General features: G+C 69.7%; 17 protein-coding genes and 3 pseudogenes. 14 read left to right on the top strand and 6 right to left on the bottom strand.

Going from position 1 to position 17039, the window contains the following annotated elements:
* The first annotated feature begins 8 nt into the window (after window positions 1-8).
* On the top strand, window positions 9-179 hold the full coding sequence (locus IE312_RS35160; protein WP_011113206.1) for a DUF5670 family protein: 171 nt from the start codon (window positions 9-11) through the stop codon (window positions 177-179).
* Window positions 180-788: 609 nt separating this feature from the next.
* Entirely contained in the window at window positions 789-1115 is a 327-nt protein-coding gene (locus IE312_RS43260) for a lipase family protein (protein ID WP_229900817.1), read from the top strand.
* Window positions 1116-1185: 70 nt separating this feature from the next.
* On the opposite strand, the gene IE312_RS35150 is transcribed toward IE312_RS43260, so the two are convergent.
* Window positions 1186-2091: a LysR family transcriptional regulator gene (locus tag IE312_RS35150; protein ID WP_189986329.1), complete on the bottom strand. Its 906-nt coding sequence runs from the start codon at window positions 2089-2091 to the stop codon at window positions 1186-1188.
* 369 nt (window positions 2092-2460) lie between these two features.
* Between IE312_RS35150 and IE312_RS35145 the strand changes: the two genes are divergently transcribed.
* From IE312_RS35145 to IE312_RS35135, 3 genes are all read left to right on the top strand, one after another.
* The gene (locus IE312_RS35145; RefSeq protein WP_189986327.1) at window positions 2461-3288 is read left to right on the top strand and encodes an SDR family NAD(P)-dependent oxidoreductase; all 828 of its coding nucleotides are present in this window, start codon (window positions 2461-2463) and stop codon (window positions 3286-3288) included.
* A 244-nt stretch (window positions 3289-3532) separates the two neighbouring features.
* Entirely contained in the window at window positions 3533-4480 is a 948-nt protein-coding gene (locus tag IE312_RS35140; protein ID WP_229900816.1) for an EamA family transporter, read from the top strand.
* A 13-nt stretch (window positions 4481-4493) separates the two neighbouring features.
* On the top strand, window positions 4494-5132 hold the full coding sequence (locus IE312_RS35135; RefSeq protein ID WP_189986325.1) for an NAD(P)-dependent oxidoreductase: 639 nt from the start codon (window positions 4494-4496) through the stop codon (window positions 5130-5132).
* A 920-nt stretch (window positions 5133-6052) separates the two neighbouring features.
* On the opposite strand, the gene IE312_RS35125 is transcribed toward IE312_RS35135, so the two are convergent.
* Complete coding sequence (locus IE312_RS35125; RefSeq protein ID WP_229900822.1) at window positions 6053-6619, bottom strand: DciA family protein; 567 nt, start codon at window positions 6617-6619, stop codon at window positions 6053-6055.
* Window positions 6620-6815: 196 nt separating this feature from the next.
* Between IE312_RS35125 and IE312_RS35120 the strand changes: the two genes are divergently transcribed.
* Complete coding sequence (locus IE312_RS35120) at window positions 6816-7637, top strand: nucleotidyltransferase domain-containing protein (protein WP_229900815.1); 822 nt, start codon at window positions 6816-6818, stop codon at window positions 7635-7637.
* A 392-nt stretch (window positions 7638-8029) separates the two neighbouring features.
* Here the strand turns inward: IE312_RS35120 and IE312_RS43250 are convergent.
* A pseudogene (locus tag IE312_RS43250) lies at window positions 8030-8489 on the bottom strand (GNAT family N-acetyltransferase); the annotation flags it as partial.
* Between the two features lie 525 nt (window positions 8490-9014).
* On the bottom strand, window positions 9015-9197 hold the full coding sequence (locus IE312_RS43245; RefSeq protein WP_229900814.1) for an HIT family protein: 183 nt from the start codon (window positions 9195-9197) through the stop codon (window positions 9015-9017).
* A 27-nt stretch (window positions 9198-9224) separates the two neighbouring features.
* Between IE312_RS43245 and IE312_RS43240 the strand changes: the two are divergent.
* Window positions 9225-9479: pseudogene (locus IE312_RS43240) on the top strand (telomere-associated protein Tap); the annotation flags it as partial.
* Between the two features lie 12 nt (window positions 9480-9491).
* Window positions 9492-9997, top strand: a pseudogene (gene tpg, locus IE312_RS35105) (telomere-protecting terminal protein Tpg).
* Between the two features lie 539 nt (window positions 9998-10536).
* Here the strand turns inward: tpg and IE312_RS35100 are convergent.
* Window positions 10537-10821, bottom strand: a complete 285-nt coding sequence (locus tag IE312_RS35100) for a hypothetical protein (RefSeq protein WP_189986322.1) — start codon at window positions 10819-10821, stop codon at window positions 10537-10539.
* Between the two features lie 482 nt (window positions 10822-11303).
* Between IE312_RS35100 and IE312_RS35095 the strand changes: the two genes are divergently transcribed.
* The 4 genes from IE312_RS35095 (at window position 11304) to IE312_RS35080 (ending at window position 13814) form a co-directional block, all read left to right on the top strand.
* Window positions 11304-11513: a hypothetical protein gene (locus IE312_RS35095; RefSeq protein WP_189986321.1), complete on the top strand. Its 210-nt coding sequence runs from the start codon at window positions 11304-11306 to the stop codon at window positions 11511-11513.
* 91 nt (window positions 11514-11604) lie between these two features.
* Window positions 11605-12267: a restriction endonuclease gene (locus IE312_RS35090; RefSeq protein ID WP_229900813.1), complete on the top strand. Its 663-nt coding sequence runs from the start codon at window positions 11605-11607 to the stop codon at window positions 12265-12267.
* 397 nt (window positions 12268-12664) lie between these two features.
* Entirely contained in the window at window positions 12665-13165 is a 501-nt protein-coding gene (locus tag IE312_RS35085; RefSeq protein WP_189986318.1) for a hypothetical protein, read from the top strand.
* 121 nt (window positions 13166-13286) lie between these two features.
* Window positions 13287-13814 carry a protein kinase domain-containing protein gene (locus IE312_RS35080; protein ID WP_229900812.1) on the top strand — a complete coding sequence of 176 codons (528 nt, stop codon included), beginning with the start codon at window positions 13287-13289 and terminating at the stop codon, window positions 13812-13814.
* A gap of 131 nt (window positions 13815-13945) precedes the next feature.
* Here IE312_RS35080 and IE312_RS35075 read toward each other — a convergent pair whose 3' ends face one another.
* Window positions 13946-14518 (bottom strand): TetR/AcrR family transcriptional regulator, encoded by a 573-nt coding sequence (locus IE312_RS35075; protein ID WP_229900811.1) that lies wholly within the window; start codon window positions 14516-14518, stop codon window positions 13946-13948.
* A gap of 280 nt (window positions 14519-14798) precedes the next feature.
* Between IE312_RS35075 and IE312_RS35070 the strand changes: the two genes are divergently transcribed.
* Both IE312_RS35070 and IE312_RS35065 read left to right on the top strand, forming a co-directional pair.
* Entirely contained in the window at window positions 14799-16541 is a 1743-nt protein-coding gene (locus IE312_RS35070; protein WP_229900810.1) for an MFS transporter, read from the top strand.
* 132 nt (window positions 16542-16673) lie between these two features.
* Window positions 16674-16928 (top strand): hypothetical protein, encoded by a 255-nt coding sequence (locus tag IE312_RS35065; RefSeq protein WP_189986314.1) that lies wholly within the window; start codon window positions 16674-16676, stop codon window positions 16926-16928.
* The last annotated feature ends 111 nt before the right edge of the window (window positions 16929-17039 follow it).

Below are 17039 nucleotides of genomic sequence, written 5' to 3'. Positions count from 1 at the left end.
TGATAACGATGGTTCCCCTGCTTCTGGTTCTTCTGCTGGCTCTGATCCTCTTCGGTGCGGGTTTCGCGCTGAAGGCGTTGTGGTGGATCGCGGTGATCGTGCTTGTCGTGTGGCTGCTGGGCTTCGTCGTCCGCACCGCGGACAGCGGTGGCCGCAAGGGCCGCTGGTACCGCTGGTAGGCGGCAGACATATCAGGCGTGAGGAACGCGCCACGCGCGAGGTGATGGGGCTCGGCCGAATACGGCCGGGCCCCACTCGCGTAACAAAACTTCTTGTGCGAGCGGTTGGGAGGGGTCGGGCATATCAGGCGCATCGTAGGGTACGTGAGTGATGCACCGGCCCCGTGGACCCAGCAGTGGAACCCTGCTCCTCCTGTCTGCGGGGCCGCTGCGCACGTCTGCCTCGCGCGCGACGCAGAGGCCGGACACCCTCCCTGGCGGGTTCCCCCGGACGGTGCCCGGGCTGGTGGGGGCGCCTGTGGGTGTGGTGTGCGGGGGAGTTGTCGGGGCCGGGGCGTGTGGTGTTCAGCGGGCGGTCAGGTGATGGCGGAGCTGGTCGTGGCCCGCGGGTGCGAGGCGGGCGAGGTGGAGGGTGGCTGGCCAGGTCGTGAAGGCCACAGGACCCTCGGGCCTCGTGCGTGCTCTGTTGCCGCGGCATGCGCGAGCCCGGCTCTGGAGATCAACCGAACCGGTGGTGGCGCTCGTTGGCCACGGTCCGGTGCCGTCCCACCGCCCCCGGTGTGGCGCGACCACCTGTGCACCACTTAGGCCCTGGCCAAGTACCCCTTCTTGAACTCGCGTCTGCTGACCGTGGACGGGCACCCGCTGACCGTGCGCCCCCAGCGCGCCCCCTGGGACAGGATCGTGGCCGAACAGCAGCTCGGCAGACGCAAGCCCAGGGTGCCCGTCCTGCTCTCCCACAGCGCTCTGGACGATGTCTTCCCCCAGCAGGTCGGCAGGAACCTGGCCGCCGTCTGGTGCCGCCGGGGCGCGACGGTGAGGTTCTCCGGGAACCACATCCCGGGCCACATCGCCGCGACCGACGCCACCAGCGCCGAGGGTCTGCCCTGGCTCGCGGACCGCTTCGCCGGCCGGACCGCACCGAGCACCTGCTGACCTCGGTGACGGGCGGATGAGCGGCGTCAGGGGACCGTCCTGTCAAGCGGGGAGATGTCGGTGGCGGCGGTCAGCGGATGCGGGTGACGACGTCTTGGGCTGCCCTGTTGAAGGAGAGGATGCGGGCTGTGGTGGCCGGGGTGGGGGAGGCGAGCCAGGTGGAGATCCACTCCAGGGGCGGTGCGTCGCTGAACGGGATGTAGGTGACGTCGGAGCGGGAGTAGTAGCGGACGGCCTGGGCGCCCACCACGAAGGCGCCCTGGCCGGCACCGATCAGGAGCAGTGCCTCGTGGAAGGTCCCGAACTCGGGACCGCGTTCGATGGGCTTGCCGACGGGGGTCAGCAGGGGTGTGCGTGCTGTGCGCCAGTAGTCGGGAACTGTCCGGGCCGCCTGCAAAAGCCTGACCTCGGCGAGATCCTCCAGGGACACGGTCTTGCGGCTGGCTAGGGGGTGACGGGAGGACACCGCCAGCATCCGGGGTTCGCTGAACAGGACCGGGCCGTTGACCATCCCCGGTTCCTGGTGGGGCAGGGAGACGATCAGCACCTCCACGTCCCCGTCGTGCAGCCGGGGGAACGCGTCGATGATCTGCAGTTCCCTGGGCAGGATGCGGGAGCCGGGGTTGCGCCGGGCGTACAACTGGGCGGTCTCGAAGACGAGCTGGCCCGAGGCGGCGCCGACGAAGCCGACACGCAGGACGCTGTCGACACCCCGCGCGGCGTTGACCGCGCTCTCCAGCGCGGCCTCGATCTGACGGCAGGCCGGAAGAAGATCGTCGTGAAGCTGCCGCCCGGCCGCGGTGAGGCGGACCTGGCGGCTGGTGCGTTCGAACAGCGCTGTCCCCACGCGGCGTTCCAGCTTCTTGATGGTCTGGCTGATCCGGCCGGTCGTCAGGTGCAGGCGTTCGGCGGTGCGGCCGAAGTGCAACTCCTCGGCCAGCGTCAAGAACGCCTCCAGTTCCAGCCGCTCCAGCACTGTTCCCCCCGATCATTGAGCCTGGCTAAACAAGCGTTCCACTATGTCACCTTGTTGACGTCCCCACCGCGTTGCAGGGTTGGTCCGCACGCAAGTTGACCGCCTTCGCCCCCCAGGACAAGGACATGTCCCACCTGCCACGCACCCCGACGCCGGCGTTCGCCATGACCGCCCCGGTCAGCACGGCGACCCCCCCCGTGGCCGTGGCCACGCCGTTGTCCGCGCCCGGCACCCGCGCTGAGCAGACCGGACATCACGCGAAGCGCAACCTGCAGCCGCACGGGCCCCGGCGCAGCCGAGGCCCTGGCACACGCGCACGCACACGCACACGGCTTGAGACGAGTCGTCCCAGCCGATTTGGGAGATTCCATGACCCTCACCACCACCTCGGACCGCCTCTGGTTCGTCACCGGCGCCTCCAGCGGCATCGGCCTCGCCCTCACCCGCGCCGCCCTGGCCGCCGGCGACCGGGTCATCGGGGCGGCCCGCCGGATCGAGCCGCTCACCGCGCTGGTCGCCGAGCACCCCGGACGGCTTGACGCCCTGCCCCTCGACGTCACCGACCGTAGCGCGGTGTTCGCCGCCGTGGACCAAGCCACCCAGACGCACGGCCGGCTCGACGTGGTCGTCAACAACGCCGGCATCATGGGCAGCGGCACCGTCGAGGAATTCACCGAGACCGGCGCCCGCGCCCAGCTGGAGACCAACTTCCTCGGCGCGCTCTGGGTCACCCAGGCCGTCCTGCCCCACCTGCGCCGCCAGGGCGGAGGTCGACTCATACAGATGAGCAGCATCGGCGGCGTCATCGGTTTCGCAACCACCGGGCTGTACAGCGCCAGCAAGTGGGCGCTGGAGGGAATGTCCGAGGCACTCGCCCAGGAGGTCGCACCGTTCGGCATCAAGGTCAGCATCGTCGAACCCGGCGGATACACCACCGGCCTGTACACGTCCATGCGCACCGAACCCGCCCACCCGGCCTACGAACCCCTCCACACCGCGCTCGCCCAGATGTGGGGCGACGCCGAGGACGCCGACCCGGCCGGAGCAGCAAAGGCCCTGCTCACCCTCGCCGGCAGCGACGATCCGCCGTTGCGGCTGATCCTCGGCAGCGCCATGTATGACGTCGCCCAGCAGGCCGCCGACAGCCGCAAAGCGATCTGGGCCTCCTGGGAGGAAGCCAGCCGCGCCGCAGACTGACAACGAGCAAACCGCGCCCGCCCTGTTCACCTGAAGTGCGCGCACCGCCGCCGGGACGCCGACCGGGAACCAGCTCACCTCCGCAGCCGCCCCCCGGGCCCACGCATGCCCCCCACCCCAGGCACCCGGCCCCCTGCCATCTCAAGGACCCCGCCTGCGCCCCGTCCGGTACTCCGCCTGCGCCGCCTCGGCATCTCGTCCCCGGCGCCCCCCTTTTTTTGTCTCCCGCGACCAGGAGAAGACCATGAACACCCCTGCCCTGCCGTCAGCACCGGGCATGCGGACAGCCACCTGGCTCACCGCCCTGGCCCCGGCCATCTGGGGCTCCACCTACCTCGTCACCACCCAACTCCTGCCACCGGAACGGCCCTTGCTGGCCGCGGTGCTGCGGGCCCTGCCCGCCGGGCTGCTCCTGCTGCTCATCACCCGGCGACTGCCGCGGGGCGACTGGTGGTGGAAGTCCCTGGTCCTCGGCGCGTTGAACATCGGAGCCTTCTTCGCCCTGCTCTTCATCGCCGCCTACCGACTGCCGGGTGGAGTCGCCGCCACCGTCGGGTCCGTCCAGCCCCTGCTGGTGGCGGGCCTGTCCGCCGCCCTGCTCGGCCAGCGCCTGACCCTGCGGACCCTGCTGGTCTGCGTGACAGGCATCGCGGGCGTCGCCATGCTGGTGCTCCGCGCCGACGCCCGCCTGGACGCCCTCGGGATCGCCGCCGCCCTGGGTGGAGCGGTCGTCATGGCGAGCGGAGTCGTCCTCAGCAAGCGCTGGACCTCCCCGGCTCCGCTGCTGGCGACCACCGGATGGCAACTGGTCGCCGGCGGTCTGCTCCTGCTGCCGGTGGCCCTGTTCGTCGAAGGACCCCCGCCGGCCACTCTGAGCACCGAGAACCTGATCGGCTATGTCTACCTGAGCGTGATCGGCGCCGCGCTCGCCTACACCCTGTGGTTCCGCGGCATCAGCACACTCTCCCCGACCAAGGTCACCTTCCTCGGCCTGCTCAGCCCCCTGGTCGCCGCCAGTCTCGGGTGGATCGCCCTGGGACAACAGCTCACCGTGCCGCAGCTGCTGGGCGGCGCACTCACCCTGGCCGCGGTGACACTCGCCCAGCTTCACCCCTCCCGTCCCGCCCCGTCCCGTGCACCGGCCGGGCGCCCCGCACCCCCGGTCCCGGCCGGCCAGATCCGAATCCACTGAGGAGAACCGCATCATGCGCATCACCGTCTTCGGAGCCGGCGGAGCCGCCGGCAGCCGGATCGTCGCCGAAGCCATCGACCGCAACCACCAGGTCACCGCCGTCGCCCGCGACGCGACCCGCTTCACGGCCCTCCATCCCGGCGCCCGACACGTCGTCGGGGACGCCCTGGACCCCGACACCGTCACCGCGCTGAGCAGCGGGCAGGACCTGGTGATCAGCACCACCCGGCCGACGCCCGGACAGGAACAGGACCTCCCGGACACCGCCCGCGCCTTGCTGGCCGGCCTCTCCCGCACCGGCGTCCGGCTGATTCTGCTCGGAGGCGCCGGGAGCCTCCGCCTGCCGGGCCAAGGGGAACGCACGGTAGTGCAAGACCCGGGCTTCCCAGCCGACTGGCGGCCGATCGCCCTGGCCTGCAACGAACAACTGGCGGTCTGCCAGGCCGATGGGCACGTCGACTGGGCCTACCTCAGCCCGGCCGCCGTCCTGGAACCGGGCAAACGCACCGGCACCTACCGGGTCGGCACCGACGAACTCCTGGTGGACGCCGACGGCAACTCCACCATCTCCATGGAAGACCTCGCCGTGGCCGTACTGGACGAGGCGGAACACCCCAGGCACCACCGCACGCGCTTCACCGTCGGATACTGAGCCTCTCGACGCCGCCGCTCCAGGGGAACGGCGGCGGAGCTCGACGACGCCCGCTGCCGGCTCGACGTCCGCGGTCCCGGGTTCCGCGTTCCTGCCGCCGCGCACACCCACGGTCGACCGGCACTGCGGCAGCTGCTCGACGACGCTGTCGCAGAAGCCGACACCGCCGGGCACGGCCGTGCCGCGCCCGGCGCGCGCCCTACACATCGACATGCAGGCCGTCCGACGCGGCCTGCCGGACACCGCCGCACGGATCTCGGTGCGCGAACGGAAGAGTGCACGTCACGACGAACGGTTCGCACCCCTGCGCAGGCGTAGAACGAAATCGGTATCGACACCGGGACAGGCATCAGCCGGGACGGGCACCCCCTGGAGCCACAAACGAACAGATCGGCGAACCTGTGCGGTCATGGAAGCAGCCGTACCCCACCGCCCGTACGTGCAAGAGCGCGACTTCGGGGCCGGCGAAGGCTGCCGGACGATCGTGCCACCCGTGATCCTGCCTTCGCTGTTGTATCGGCGGAACACACGCAGCACCTTCGTCTCTGCGAATGGATAACCGCACGCCTGATCCCAGCCCTTGCAGCGGTCAGAACTCTCTGCCCGGTGATCCGCGCCCGAGGCCCGGTACCGACATGGCGCATTGCCGGTGCCGGCCGGCGTCCGGGCCGGTGCTGCCGCTCGGAAGCCGACGGCCCACCCATCCCCCGGCGGTACACCAGGGTCACTTACCGGGCGTCGGTGGTCCGGACGGGCTGCCGACCCGCCATCCCGGCTGCGGCTCCGCTCAGCTGCGCACCGCGTCGGTCGGTCCCAGGATCTCTCAGGCCGTGGCGAACCGGGAGGGGTGCAGGTTGTGGCCGTTGCCGTAGAACTGCGACGGTCGAACAGATCCAGCAGATCGCAGCCCTGCACCTGAGTTACCGGCACAGCGGCAAGCCGACCCCGTCGAAACGGAAGCAGGCCCGCACCGCCTCCCACACGGGTGCGCTGTCCGACCTGCGCAAGCACGGCCTGGTGGGGAACGGCGGGCAGCTCCCGGGCGGGGACAGGCTGCCCCGCCCGAGGACCAGGGCGTGCTGGGCGGCCTGGCGGTGCGCCTCGATCGCACGGCGGTATCCCTCCGGCGGCGTCCGGCGCTCCAACGGCACGGCGGGCGCGGCCGGCTGCGGGGCCGGGGCGGCGGCCGCCGTGGCGGGGCCGGCCTTCACGGGTGCGGGCGCCAGGACGTGCAGCGTGCGGACGTTCGCGCCGCGCACCTTCTCGTTGGCGGCCGCGACCAGCTTCGGCGCGCTCCAGCGCAGCTTCGTGCCGTAGGCGGGGGCGTCGGGGGCGACGTCCAGGCGGCCGGTGTCCGCGTCGAAGCCCACGGCCTGCACATGACCGGTGAGTTCGGGCGCGGCCGCGGCGAGGATGTCGTCGAACTGGGCGAGGACGCTGCCGCCGGCGGCTGGGGCGACCTTGGACGCCGCCGACTTCGGCCGCAACCCGCACGGAGCCGAGTACGGCGAGTTCGGCCTATGCCGGGTCCGCTTACGGCAAAGACGAGGTTCAAGCCCTGAAGCGGGCCCTGGAAGCCTCCTAGAGCGAGAACCTCGAGCTGCGACGCCGCCTCAGCCCTGGCGCAAGCCGTCAGCGGTAATCCAGTCGCCAGGACCGATCCCGTTCGGCAGACTCCACCCAGTGGACCAAGTAACGAAGATCGCGAATCGGCTGGCCGGCGTCGACGGCGTCGTCGCAGTCTGCCTCGGCGGTAGCCGGGCAGGCGGCACCCATAGGCCCGACTCAGACTTCGATCTTGGCCTCTACTACCGCCCTCCGCTGGACACCGCCGCCCTCCGCCTGCTCGCCACCGAGCTGACCGGCGGCGCAGCCGAGGTGACCGAGCCGGGCGGGTGGGGTCCCTGGGTCGACGGCGGTGGCTGGCTGACCGTCGAGAGTGTGCACATCGACTGGATCTACCGCGACCTGGACCGCGTGCACCGGATCTGGCGGCAGTGTCAGGCCGGGCACTTCGAAGTAGGCACCCAGGCAGGCCACCCGCTCGGGGTCTACTCGCACGCCTACGCCGGTGAGGTGGCCCTCGGACGCGTCCTCGCAGACCCCACCGGTGAACTGGCCGCTTTGAAGGAGCAGATCCAGACCTCATACCCGCAGCCGCTACGTGAGTCGCTGGTCGCCAACGCGCGATGGGAAGTGCCGTTCACATTGTCCATCGCCCGCAAAGGGGTGACCCGGGGCGACGCCTTCTACATCGCCGGTTGCCTATTCCGCGTGGTGGGACTCCTCGTGCACGCCCTGCACGCCCAGGCCGGGTGTTGGGTGCTCAACGAGAAAGGCGCTGTCCAAGCGGTGGGGCAACTTCCAACCGCTCCGGCCAACTTCTCCGCACGCGCCCACGCCCTGTTCAACGCACTCGGCGCCAGCCCGGACGAGCTCACCGCCGCGATCGACGACGCGGACCAGTTGGCCGCCGATGCCTTGGACAACCTCTCTCCGGGGTGACGGGGCGCACTGTCACGGAAGTGACTGCAAGTGCACTGCCTGCATGAATACGGCCTGCTCACCCGTTTGCCCCGGATGCGCTCTGCACCAGCCTCTATATCGACGCCGCCGTCAAGCAGCTTGCCGCTGACCGGCTCCCCGTCACCGACGAGCTGCTCACCCGCCTGTCCCCGCTCCAGTACGACTACGTCAACTTCGCCGGCCGCTATGCCTTCACTCGGCCGGCCGGCCGGCCGCGCCGGGCCTGCGGCAGATGCGTGACCCACACACGAATGACGAGGACGATGGTGGGCAGGACTGAGTTTCGCCATCAGAAGGCTGATCAGCGTGCGCGCCGCCGTTTTCGTCAGCCGCTTCTCGGCGGGGAGGTGCGTGCGGGTCGATCAAGACTTTCACCCGGCTTGTGGTGCGTCGTAGGAGAATTCGTATCCGGCGAAGTCGGCGACGTGGACCCCAATGCGTTGCTGGTGGGGTTGTCCGGGTCCGTGAACAGGACGATGTCCGTCGCCCCTGCCGCCAGTGCGGCCCTGCTCACCTCGACCGTCACGGCTCCGGCGTAACCGCGGCCGCGGAGGTGGGCCGGAGTGTATGCGGGGTCCACCCGGACCATTCCGCCGACGACCGAGGTCGCGGCTGCCTTTGAGACGGGTCGCCCCGGGGGCCTCCCAGAACATGAAGTGTCTGTCGCCGAAACGCGAGTCCTCCCAGGAGCCCGCGTCGATCAAGTCGATGGAGGACTGCTCCCCCGACGTCGACACCGAACTCACGGCACCAACACACCACTCGCTCAGGGTCCTTACCGCCCGTGAGGCGCCCCTTCCCTTGCGGGCGCGGCTGCGGTGGGGTGACTGACGTCTCAGCCGCCTCAGGCAGCTCGGTGCCGGGGTAGCCGTCCTGCCGGGGCTGCGGTGGGCCGGCCCCACGTGAAGGTGGCGCCGCTGGCGTTCGGCCGGCCGGAGGGCGTTGTCAGTCCCCGGCCGTACGGTGGTGGTGTCCAAGCTGCCGATGCGCTCGGACGCATGTGAAGCGCCCCGTCCCGGCGTGGAAAACCGGAGCGGGGCGCACCCATGTGGTCAAGCAGCCGATGCCCAGCAGTCGTTGCCTCCGGGGCAGGCGGCGTCCGCCCAGCGTTCCAGCAGCCGCGCCTACTGCTCGGATCGCTAACGGCTGGCAAGCTGGTTCGTCAGGGTTCGGATCGCCTCGCTGATGTCGTCTGCGTGCGTGCAGTGCCGCCCGCAGTGCTGACAGTAACCCGCACCTGGTGGTGTTCTAATCTGTTCGAGAGTGGCGCATCCGAGCCTGGAGCTGCTCGGAGCGCAGCCCGCCACAGCAGGGCTGGACCGCGATGTGCAGGTGCTTGCGTGCGTCGCGGCCGTGTTACCACATGCAGACGTAGGTCTGCTCGGGCCGGCACAGCGTGTCCACGACACGAGCGGTATCGCGCAGCAAGGGGCCGAGTTCCGCCGTTGCCGTGTCGTCGAGTTCGGCGATGGCCACGACATGCTCTCGCGGACCGATGATTAAGGTGCCGAGACTCATCGGACCGACGACGTGGTTCACCAAAGCAGCGGTCTCGTGCAGGACGCGTACCCAGTGGCGGTCCTGTCCGACTGCGTGGTCTACGCGGCCAACGGTCCGAGCCCGCTTGACTTCCTGCCGTACTAGGACGGCAAGCCGCTGCCCTGCGGCTTCAAGCTCGGCATCAACCCGGCCTGGTCAAGCACGAGGGCACTGAGGACGTCCTGTGGGGCGAGGAGGGTCCGCGAGCGGTTCAACGCGCCGCACAACCTCGCCCGGTACATCAAGGACGGCACCGTCACCGACGTCGACAACGGAGAGTAGGAGTAGGCCGCGATGAGCCTGTTCGGGGACGGCCTGGAGGCTGTGGTGCAGAAGGCGTTCACCCGCCCGGCGCCGAAGTCGGGCGGTGCGCAGATGCGATACCTGGTCAAATAGCTCAAGGGCACGAAGGCGGTCACCCAGATGCCGCGGGTCTCCCAGCGCACCGTCGAGCGGTACGTGAAGGACCAGATCAAGAAGCCGCGCCGTGCACTCGCCGCGCTTGGAGCACGAGGTGAAGAAGCGGTGGCATCGTCATCGACACCCGGGCCCGCATGGGCTACACCGCGCCGATCGGGTCGACGGATGAGGACCGTGTCCGGCACCTGACCGTTGCGCTGCCGCCCCACTTCGCCGCTCGTCTCTTCGAGGCCCAAAAGGCCGGCGCCACCGACCAGCGGCTCCAGGAGATCGTGGCCGAAGGACTCAAGGAGGTGTACTTCCAGGACGGCGGCCGCCGTGCCGGCAGTCTGGAAGAGGTCCGCTTCACGGACGTCCTGCACCTGAAGTTCGACCTGTGAGTGCCTGCACGCTGCAGGCGGAGTGCGTGGGTCTGCTGGGGATGGCCCTGGGATAGCGCTCTTTCCACTGGCGCAGCAGCTTGAGGGGTTCAACGCTGATGTGCCAGCAGGCAGCTTCCACGATCGTGACCCGGTCGGCTGGTAGATCGATGGCGTTCTCCTCAGGCCAGGGACCAGTTTGCGGTGCGCCCGGCCAGCGGCCTTGGCACGGGGCGGACACCTGGGGCACGAAGCAGCGCTGGAGCGCGCCGAAGCTGGTTGCGGCCGCCGACGAGAAGGTGCGCGGCGCGAACGTCCGCACGCTGCACGTGGCGCCCGCCCCCGTGAAGACCGGCACCGCCACGGCGTCCGCCGATCCGACTCCGCCGTTCGTGCCCGCGGCACCTTCACCGGCCTGCGGGTGGTGTCGGCGAGGGCCTGCGCTTGGTCCTTGACGGCGACGACCGTGTCGTTGGCCGTGGAGTCCTAGCTCAGACCTGGGCCCTGGGGTTGTTCCGCAGGTCGACATACGATGGTCGGGGCGTCACGCCCGATTCGCCCTAGCTACCGGCCATTTGTTCGAGCTGGGATTCAGGGGCCTCGTTGAGGCGGCCGACGCTGGTGGCGGGGCCGGCGCACTCCGGGCCGGCGCGTCGGACCAGGACGCCCGCCTGCCAGCCCAGGGGCTCGCGGGTGTAGTCGACGATGACGCGCAGCACCCACGCCGCCTGTTCGTTGTCGTCCAGGCCGTCGATCCCGTCGCCCTCACGCAGCTGGTCGAGGCGTTCCTCGCCGGGGCCGGGCGTCACCGCGCCGGCGGTCCTCCACTGCTCGAAGTCGCTCATGGCCTGGCCAACGAGTGACAGGGGTGGACAGCACGCGTCCGGGGGTGGCCGTCGTTCACGACTGGCACCACGGCAACAGCATCAGCGTCGCCCGTGACGGTGTCATTGAGTGGCAACCCGCGTGATGGGCATGGTGGAGCACTCGTAGGTACGCTGGGCGGCGAAGACCCTGGAATCGTCCCTGGTAGCCCTCGAAAGTGGGCAGGCCATACCCCCAGGGATCAGACCCAGACAAGGGCCGCCCGGGAAGCCGGGCGGCCCTTGCGCTTTCCCGATCCGGGTGGTGAAAGAGCGCCTCCCGCCTGGCCACAGCAAGCTGGACGCGGCGACAGGCCGCGCGGTATTCGGCCAGGTCCGATGGCTTTGTGCCATTCGTCGGCAACCCGCCTCCAACATCACCAAGGCGCCGCTACACAAGAAGGCTGACGGCGACATACAGCCGTCCCTGGGGTGAATGCCAGTCGGTGGGGAGGCCGGGGCGGTTGGTGACCATCAACGTGGCGGTGCTGCTCGTAGTCATCGTCATCTGGCGACTGCGGCGGCGTACGGAGGCCCGCAGCCGCTTCGACGAGAAGCTGACCGTCGTCATCGTTCTGGCGTCGGGTGTCCTTATCGCACCCACCCCGGTCGGTGAGGGGATCGTGAACGTCCCGGGGCAGGTGGCGAGCGGCGTCACGCAGGCCGGCCGATGAGCTGCCGCACCCGTCGGGCTCCGGTGGCGCACTGCGATTCACGGACCTGGGGAGCGGGGGAGTGATGGCGGCACGTCGACGGCGTCGGCGCATGAAGAAGCAGACCCGCAGGCAGCTGCAGGTCTGGAGCGCGGTGGCGGCCGGGGTCGCCGTGGTGTGGGTGGCCGCGAACTGGTCGACGGTGTGGCCCGTCCTGGTGACGGTGCTTGCCGCGGCCGCGGTGGGCGGGGCCAGCTGGGCGCTGCTGCGAGCGCACCGCCAGGCGGTCGGCCGGAACAGGGCGTGGCGGGCACAGGAGGAGGCCCGGGCGCGCGAGTTGTCCATGGCCCAGGTCGATGCCCTGACGTGGCAGGAGTTCGAGACGTACATCGCGGAGCTGTGCCGGCGGGACGGCTGCAGAGAGGTCGTCGTCAGCGGCAAGAGCGGCGACCTGGGCGCGGACGTCGTCGGCTACCTGGCCGACGGCCGCAAGCTGGTCATCCAGTGCAAGAAGTACGCAGCGCACCGGAGCGTGTCCTCGCAGGACATGCAGAAGTTCGTCGGCACCGCCCGCCTCGAGCACGGCGCGGACGTCGCCCTGTTCGTCACCACCTGCCGAGCGTTCACGAGGGACGCGCTGGGCCTGGCGCTGCGCCAGGACATCGTGGCCCTGCACCGCGACCTGCTGGGCTCCTGGGTCAAAGGCGCTCACCTGGAGAGCCTGATTCCACTGAACGGCAGCGGCGGCGGCACTAGGCGGCGCCCCTCCGCCTGACAGCCTCTTCACAGCGGCTCCCGGATGACCCGCACCGGGGGGCCTCAAGACCTGCTCGGGCGGTCCTGTGGCCCGTACCAGCGAGGTGGACCTGGAGTTCTACAACGACTTCTCGAACCTGTGGATGACGGCTGGGACCGCGCGGCAGTTCAAGTGTGCGCCGCCGCTCCGGTCGTCGACCGCAGCAGCAACCTGTGTGAACCGTCCCGGCGACCCGAAGGTAGCCTGGCGCACCAGCACGGTGGGGACCCTGGTGAGTTCGGGCGGGTCCCACGGCTCGGGCACAGCGCACAGTCCCGTCTTGTACGTGCCCTGCGCGTAGGAGAGCCTTGGACGGCTGTGTAGGTCAGTTGCCACTCGGCTGCGGGTGTTCCACTCGCCGGAGAGAGGAACCACTGTGACCTCGGATCCCGACACGCTATGGCGTCGCTGCGCTCACCTGGGTCGTGTCCTGCTGCCACTGGCGGACCAGGATCCAGGGCGGCAGGCTGACCGGCACGAAAACCTGCGGACCTGGGGCATCGACACTGCGGTGGGCGAGCGGCTGATAGAGATCTTCGCAGCCCTGGCCACCCATGCCGTCGCCATCGACGCCTCGGTGCCGGCCGCACAGCTCGACGCTCTGCCTCTGAGGACGGTGGCTGACGCGGCGACCGGCAAGCGTGACTTCGAACTGCTCGTTGGGCTCCCGGACAGGTTCGCCGATGTACGCGACGAACAGGCCGTCCATCTCTTCCGGCTGTCCGCCTATGAAGGCGGACAGGCCAGCCGCCGGCTCTTCCAGCTGAGCAGAGAAGTACGTCACGCGCTGATCGTTCTCGTCGAACGCCCGCTGTTCCCGTGTCCCACGTGTGGGGACGTCTTCCGCCGTGCAACCGAAGCCGATCTGCCTGAGTGATCAGAGGGCAGGCCCGGCGGGGGTGGTTGTCACGGCCTAGCGTGACGGGTACACGCCTGGTACACCGTGCGCTGCTGTCGCGGTGGCTGCTGGAAGAGGGGGAGTCGTGCAAGCAGGGGCCGTGCTGGACGGGCGCTACCGGCTGATCGAGCCCATCGGTGCGGGTGCGTTCGGCCAGGTCTGGAAGGCGCACGACCCCAAGGTCGACCGGTTGGTGGCGGTCAAGGTCCTCACCGGTGACGGCAGCGCGGACAACGAATGGCAGGTGGCTCGGTTCGCCCGCGAGGCTGCGGTGGCTGGCGGTCTGTCTCACCCGAACATCGTCACCGTGCACGACTTCGGCTCCGCGCTGCAGAACGGCCGGCAGTACGCCTACCTGGTGATGGAGCTGCTTCGAGGAAAGCCGCTCAATGTGGTGGTGGAAGGCGGGCGACTGCCCTTGCCCAAGGTCATGCGCACGGCGGCCTGTGTCGCCGACGCTCTCGGGAGCGCGCAAGGGGGGCAAGGCCATGGCGCGGCATGGGGCGTGCACGCGGACATGGAGCTGGCCGACTTGCCCTCCAGACGCTCGCCCTTCGGCGGCAACGGGCTGGGCAGCAGGTCGCCGTCCAGCTCTACCCACTGCTTGCCGACCTCGGTGCGGAAGTAATCCTCGACCTGCCGATCCGCGACGAGATGGAGTTCGAGTTCGGCCGCCGCAGATCAGGACCAAGGCGCGGCAAACGCCGGCCGCCGACTCGGCCCGTGCCTCATTCACGTGTTGCAGTCATCGGTTTCAGGCTAGGGGTGGGTAGGCGGTGTCAGCGGTATGCGCGACGGCAGCCCTATGGCCAGGCGTAGCTGAGGACTGAAAAGGCGTATCAGTTCCTCAGGGTCCATGGAGCTGATCGGCTCCAGCTTGATCAGGTAGCGCGTGGAGATCAGCCCTGCCAGTACAGCCACGCAAGCAGCAGCGCGCTTGCGTGCATGCCGTCCGCCGAGGACGTCTGCGAGCTGGCTCACGATCTCACCTTGCAGAGCCTCCCTGACCAAGGCCGCGACAGCGTCGTCTTGGGCTGCGTTCTTGAACAGGGCCAGGAACGCAGCGCCGGATTCGGGCGCCTCCCATGCGGTGATCAGCTCTCTGAGAGCGCGTTCGGGGAATGTGTCCAAGCCGCCCTCGTTCAGGAGTTGGGCCGCCAGCTCCGCGGGGTTCACGGACAGAGCGAGGGCAGCGCCGAAGAGCCCTACCTTTGAGCCGAAGTAGTAGCTGATCAGGGCCAGGTCGACTCCGGCCTCGTGGGCTATCGAGCGCATGGTCACCATGTGATAGCCGTCTTCCAGGAACCGCCGGCGGGCAACGGCCAGGATCACCCGGCGTGTGTCCGGCTTTCCCGGCCTCCGCCCGCGCTGCGACGCTCTATTCGTCACGGTTGAAATAGTAGCTAGCTGCTCAGAGCGGCGGAGTCGCATCGGGGCGTCCTCACGGCAACCGACGGAGACCGGACCGTGCCTTCCCATGTGCACCTGCGCCCCTCAGGCGTGGCTGGCCGGTGAGCGTGGTGGCCAGCACCATCACCCTTTCGCACGAGCGCCACGGGCATTAATTCATCGCAAGAGCGCCTCTGCGAGCTGCCTGCAGACTCCTGCCGCGATGACTCACTACGTCCACACACTCAACGACTCGATGCAGCACCTCGCTTGCCAGGTCGTGCACTTGATGTGGACACGAAGAATGCGCTGTGATCAGCGCTCGCTCATTTCATCAGGTTGGTCGTACGCCAGGTGTACCGGCAACTCTGGCCCGGTCGCCCGAGCTGTCGGTTTCGGGCCGCTGACAAGGAGGAACACCGTGCCCACGCCTGCTGCCGCCGGGTCACCGCCGCTGCGCCCGAATCTGGTGCTGTTCGTCACCTGTCTCGCCCTGGGGACCGTGGTCGCGGCCATGGCCTCACTCAATGTGGCTCTTCCCGACCTCGCCCGCGACACCCACGCCAGTCAGACCGACCTGTCCTGGATCATCGACGCCTACAGTCTCGTCTTCGCCTCACTGCTGCTGCCGGCCGGTGCCGTCGGCGACCGGTTCGGCCGACGTAAAGCGCTGCTGGCCGGCCTTGCCATCTTCGGGGGTGGTTCCGCGGTGGCCGTCTTCACCTCCAGTTCCGCGGCGCTGATCGGTCTGCGCGGAGTGCTCGGCGTGGGTGCGGCGCTGGTCATGCCGGCCACCTTGTCCACCATCACCAGCACGTTTCCTCCCGCCCAGCGCGCTCGCGCGGTGAGCGTGTGGGCCGCCGTGGCCGGTGCCAGCGCACTGGTCGGAGTCTTCGCCACCGGAGCGCTGCTGGAAGAGTGGTCATGGCGCTCGGCGTTCTGGCTGAACGTGGCCCTGGCCGCCGCGGCGTTCATAGGAACGCTGCGTTGCGTGCCGGAGTCGGCCGAGGCGGACCAGCCGCGACTGGATGCGGCGGGTGCGCTGCTGTCCGTCGCAGGGCTGGTCGCCCTGGTGTACTCCGTCATCGAGGCACCGACGCGCGGATGGGGCGATCCGCTCACGCTGGGCGGCATCGGGCTCGGCCTCGGCGTGCTGACCGCATTCGTGTTCTTCGAGCTGCGCCGGCAACACCCGCTGCTGGACCCGCGCCTGTTCCGCAACCGCCACTTCACCGCGGGCTCGCTGTCGATCACGCTGCAGTTCTTCGTGTTCTTCGGCTTCATCTTCGTCACCATGCAGTACCTGCAACTGGTGCGGGCAGACAGCGCCCTCATGGCAGCCACCTCGATGATCCCCATGGCTCTGGCCATGATGCCGGCCTCCCGGCTGACGCCGCGGCTGGTGACACGCTTCGGCCTCCGGGCCCCCTGGACCCTCGGGCTGGTGGCTGTCGCTGCTGCGATGGGCGTGCTGGCCCAAGTCGACGCGACAAGCTCCTACTGGCTCATCGCAGCCGGACTGTTCCTGCTCGGCGCAGGAATGGGACTGGCCATGACGCCCGCGACCACGGCTATCACCGACGCCCTGCCGCGCTCCCTGCAAAGCGTCGGGTCGGCTGTGAACGACCTCTCCCGCGAACTCGGCGGCGCCCTGGGCATCGCCGTCCTCGGCAGCATGCTCAGCGCTTCCTACCGCAGCCACCTCGATCTCGCTCATGTCCCGCAACCCGTGGCCCAAGCCGCCCGGTCCTCACTGGCCGCCGCCCACGCCATCGGCGGCCCCGTCGCCGAACAGGCACGCGGGGCCTTCATCGACGGCATGCACCTGGCCCTCCTCGGTGGTGCCACGGCCGCAGCCCTGGCCGCTGTCGCCGTGGCCACGCTCCTGCGACCTTCCCACCGGGCCCCGCAGTCCAGCGACCACGCTGCCACCGGCCACGAGCCGATGGCACAGGCCGACACCTGACGCACTGACCCGCACCGCCCAGCAAGCGATGCCTTCCGGCCGCAGCTCCCGGCAGCAGGAGACGAGCACCCCTGTGCTCCACCTGGTGGTGGCGACCAGCCTGTGCATGCCCGGCAGGGGGAGTCGGACGGCGTGCCAGCGCTCGACCGTAGCCACGCCGACTCAGAACTGCCGCAGCCGGTCCTCGCGCACGCCGCGCTGCCGTCCGCACACGCCTGCCCGGCCCCCACCGCCGCGCCCGACGAACTGGTGCTCGCGGCCCGGCTCGCCGTCACCGAACTCGAGGAGGGCGTCGCGGTTCTGGCCACCGCCAGTGCCGTCTGCCACCGACCTCCTAGCATCGCCCAGGAGACGTCAGGTCGTGAGTTGCAGCGGTTCTTCGGCTGACGGGTGAGCGAGTGGAATCGGGGAGGGCCGGCGACGGGCCGTCGATGACCATGGGAGGACGTGCGTCCTTGTCATGCGCATCTCGGGTGCGGTTTGGCTGACTGACCACGA

The sequence above is a fragment of the Streptomyces capoamus genome (assembly GCF_014654935.1).
In the GTDB taxonomy this organism is placed as follows: domain Bacteria; phylum Actinomycetota; class Actinomycetes; order Streptomycetales; family Streptomycetaceae; genus Streptomyces; species Streptomyces capoamus.
The sequence above is the reverse complement of the archived record's forward strand: the minus strand, read 5'-3'. Positions and strand labels throughout refer to the sequence as shown.